Origin of the sequence: Streptococcus australis, from assembly GCF_019930045.1 — a bacterium.
In the GTDB taxonomy this organism is placed as follows: Bacteria; Bacillota; Bacilli; order Lactobacillales; family Streptococcaceae; genus Streptococcus; species Streptococcus australis_D.
Genome location: NZ_JAHZQQ010000095.1, coordinates 1 through 3,240 on the forward strand (window position 1 = coordinate 1; position 3,240 = coordinate 3,240).

General features: G+C 40.6%; 2 protein-coding genes and 4 tRNA genes. All 6 read right to left on the minus strand.

Features of this window, described 5'->3' with window-relative positions:
• Positions 1-339: 339 nt before the first annotated feature.
• The 6 genes from K1J10_RS10300 to K1J10_RS10325 all read right to left on the minus strand — a co-directional run bounded on the left by K1J10_RS10300 (position 340) and on the right by K1J10_RS10325 (position 3,237).
• Positions 340-1,314 (minus strand): ribose-phosphate diphosphokinase, encoded by a 975-nt coding sequence (locus K1J10_RS10300; RefSeq protein ID WP_061564550.1) that lies wholly within the window; start codon positions 1,312-1,314, stop codon positions 340-342.
• A gap of 160 nt (positions 1,315-1,474) precedes the next feature.
• Complete coding sequence (gene pcsB / locus K1J10_RS10305; RefSeq protein ID WP_223357287.1) at positions 1,475-2,734, minus strand: peptidoglycan hydrolase PcsB; 1,260 nt, start codon at positions 2,732-2,734, stop codon at positions 1,475-1,477.
• A gap of 144 nt (positions 2,735-2,878) precedes the next feature.
• A tRNA-Ser gene (locus K1J10_RS10310) sits at positions 2,879-2,966 on the minus strand.
• Positions 2,967-2,970: 4 nt separating this feature from the next.
• Positions 2,971-3,044: transfer RNA gene (locus K1J10_RS10315), tRNA-Ile, on the minus strand.
• A 33-nt stretch (positions 3,045-3,077) separates the two neighbouring features.
• Positions 3,078-3,148, minus strand: a tRNA-Gly gene (locus tag K1J10_RS10320).
• 16 nt (positions 3,149-3,164) lie between these two features.
• Positions 3,165-3,237 (minus strand) — tRNA-Phe (locus tag K1J10_RS10325).
• Positions 3,238-3,240: the final 3 nt, after the last annotated feature.

The following is a 3,240-nucleotide window of genomic DNA, read 5'->3' on the forward strand; positions in this document are numbered from 1 at the left end:
AGCTAGCTCAAACAGCTGGAAGAACACTCGCTTAATCAGAGGAATGACTTTGTTGCACTTGACTTGACAATTGGGGTATTTTTTTAGGTAAGAGAAGATTTGACTTTTAAAGTAGAAATCTTTTATTTTGTGAGTGTTTTCCTTACTCTATTTGACTGCACCACTCTTTGGCAAGGTCTTTTTGGGTAGACGAGGATCCAATCTATCCTCATTTTTTTGTGCTTCTTTCAGCAACTCCTCCCTCTGATTATTGATCTTACTTTCTTTTTTTAACCAGTTGAAAAACATATCTTTCCTTTCTTGAAAAAAGAGGCTTTTTATAACCTCTTCTTTACATTTTTAAGATTTTTTCGCATTTCCAGTTTCAAATAGAGGAGACAGAGGACGTTTTTCATGAATGCGGATAATCGCTTCTGCCAATAGTTTTGCGATGGAGATTTGTTCAATTTTATCGATTAAGCGCTCTTCAGGTAGGTAAATGGTGTCCAATACTACCAACTTCTTAATCGCTGATTTCTGAATATTGTCCATAGCTGGACCAGACAATACAGGGTGCGTACAACTTGCATAGACTTCTACTGCTCCTGCTTCAGCAAGTGCATCCGCAGCGTGGCAAATGGTTCCCGCAGTATCAATCATATCATCGATCAGGATACAAGTTTTCCCTTCAACGTTCCCAATGATGTTCATGACTTCGCTGGTGTTCATTTTATCGACACTCCGACGTTTATCAATGATGGCAATCGGTGTTTTCAAAAATTCAGCTAGCTTACGAGCACGCGTCACACCACCGTGGTCTGGACTGACTACCACATAGTCAGAACCAATCATGCCACGACGTTCAAAGTAGTCTGCAATCAATGGAGCACCCATCAAATGATCCACTGGAATATCAAAGAACCCTTGAATCTGAGCCGCATGCAAATCAATGGTTAAGAGACGATCGACACCCGCAATCTCTAACATATTGGCAACCAATTTGGAAGTAATCGGCTCACGAGCACGAGCTTTACGGTCTTGACGAGCATAACCATAATAGGGCATCACAACATTAATGGTTTGAGCACTGGCACGTTTTAAGGCATCTACCATGATCAAAATTTCCATTAAATTATCATTGACAGGAGAGCTTGTAGATTGAAGAATATACACCTCTTTACCACGAATAGACTCCTCAATATTGACTTGGATTTCCCCATCTGAAAATTGACGTACGGTCGACTTACCAAGTGGCAATCCCATCTCCTTAGAGACACGTTCAGCCAAATCTTGGTTAGAAGATAAAGCAAACAGCATTAAATCCGAAAACGACATGATTTCCTCCACATAAAATTAACCACAATGTACAAATTGTACAAATCTTCTCTTTACCCATTGTAACGCTTTTTACATGATTTTTCAATCCATAATCCATCAAAAATTAAAATAGTAACTATAGTAAAAAACACCCACGAAAAGTGAGTGTTTTAATTTCTTAGTTTGGATAGATATAAGTAACTGATCCTTGTGCATTCACTGGGTTGAACCATCCACGGTAGTTCCCAATGCTACGGATACCTAAGTAGTTAGATTCAGATACTTGGATACTTGTAGTAGATTGAACAGCTGTAACCACTGCTACGTGTCCATATCCACCGTCATTCCAACATGCAATAGCCCCAACTTGTGGTTGGCTACCAGTACGGAATCCAGCAGCTGCAGCACTTGCAGCCCACTGTGCTCCATTACCCCAGTAATCGCCAGCCCAAGGAGCCAATACTTTCGCACCCCAAGTACATTCACCTACTGGGTATGAACTTGCAGAAGAGCTGTATGTTGGACGACTAGTTGCAGCAGGTGTAGCAACAGTTTGAGTTTGAACTGCTGGTGCTACAGGAGTTGAAACAGTTGCTTGAGGTTGTGCACCTTCAGTTGCTGCTTGTTCAGCTGCTGGTGTTTGAGTAGCAGCTTGAACTTGTGCTTGCAAGCTAGTATTAGCAGATGCTTCTACAGCCTTACGCTGTTCTTCTTGTTGAGCACGGTATGCAGCTTCTGCAGCTGCTTTCTCAGCTGCTGCTTTCTCAGCTGCTGCTTTTTCTTCAAGCAAAGCATTCTTTTCATTTTCAGCTGTTGACTTTTCAGCCGCTAAATTCAATTGAGCGACTTTCAACTCAGCTTCCTTAGTTGCTAAAGCTTGTTCATCATCATTTAATTGTTGTTGGTTCGCAATAACAGTGTTAATGGCATCGTTGTTTTCTTTTTGCTTAGCATCGATATCTTCTTTATCACGTTTTTGCTCTTCCAACATTTTGTTATTCGCACTAGCAATTTCATTCATTGCAGAAACGCGTGAAATAGCTTCAGTCAAAGAACCAGAACTTACAATAGCGTTAATATAACTTGTAGCAGTTCCTGTTGTTTGAGCACTACGTGCTTGGTTCGCTAATGATTCTTGACGAGCAACAATGTTCTTAGAGAGCTCTTCAATCTCTGCAGAAAGTTTAGCAGACTCTTCATTCAAACGTTCATTTTCAGCTTTAAGAGTTTCTTGTTGTTTTTTGATTTCAGAAACTTGAGCTTGAATTTGATCAACTTGTGCTTGCGCACTTTGTTCTTTTGAACTCAAATCTGCAATTTTACTATCTTGTGCCGCAATTTTATCATCAGTAGAATCAGCCCCTACAGAAATAACTGTACCTACTTGTGATAAAGCAACTGTAGTAAGTAAAATGGTCGTTAATAATTTTTTCTTCATAAAATAAAAGACTCCTTCATATAAGACACTAACTAGTATAACAGAAAATGAAAGATTTTATATTACGCCTTTGTTACAATTTTATTTCTATTGATGTATCAAAGTAACAAAAAAAGTTAGCTAGAAAGCTAACTTGATTCCGTACGGAGAATGGGGGATTCGAACCCCCGCGCCAGTTACCCGACCTAACGATTTAGCAAACCGTCCTCTTCAGCCTCTTGAGTAATTCTCCAAAATGGGCACGAGTGGACTCGAACCACCGACCTCACGCTTATCAGGCGTGCGCTCTAACCACCTGAGCTACGCGCCCAAGTTAAAAACTTGGTAATGAACAAAAGTTCAAAGCGGGTGACGAGAATCGAACTCGCGACAACAGCTTGGAAGGCTGTAGTTTTACCACTAAACTACACCCGCTTATTATTAAAGAAAATGGCGCGAGACGGAATCGAACCGCCGACACATGGAGCTTCAATCCATTGCTCTACCAACTGAGCTACCGAGCCAAA

Excerpts from the sequence above, each read along its gene's own strand:
- K1J10_RS10300 (WP_061564550.1), bottom strand. The coding sequence starts at position 1,314 with ATGTCGTTTTCGGATTTAATGCTGTTTGCTTTATCTTCTAACCAAGAT.
- pcsB (WP_223357287.1), bottom strand. The coding sequence starts at position 2,734 with ATGAAGAAAAAATTATTAACGACCATTTTACTTACTACAGTTGCTTTA.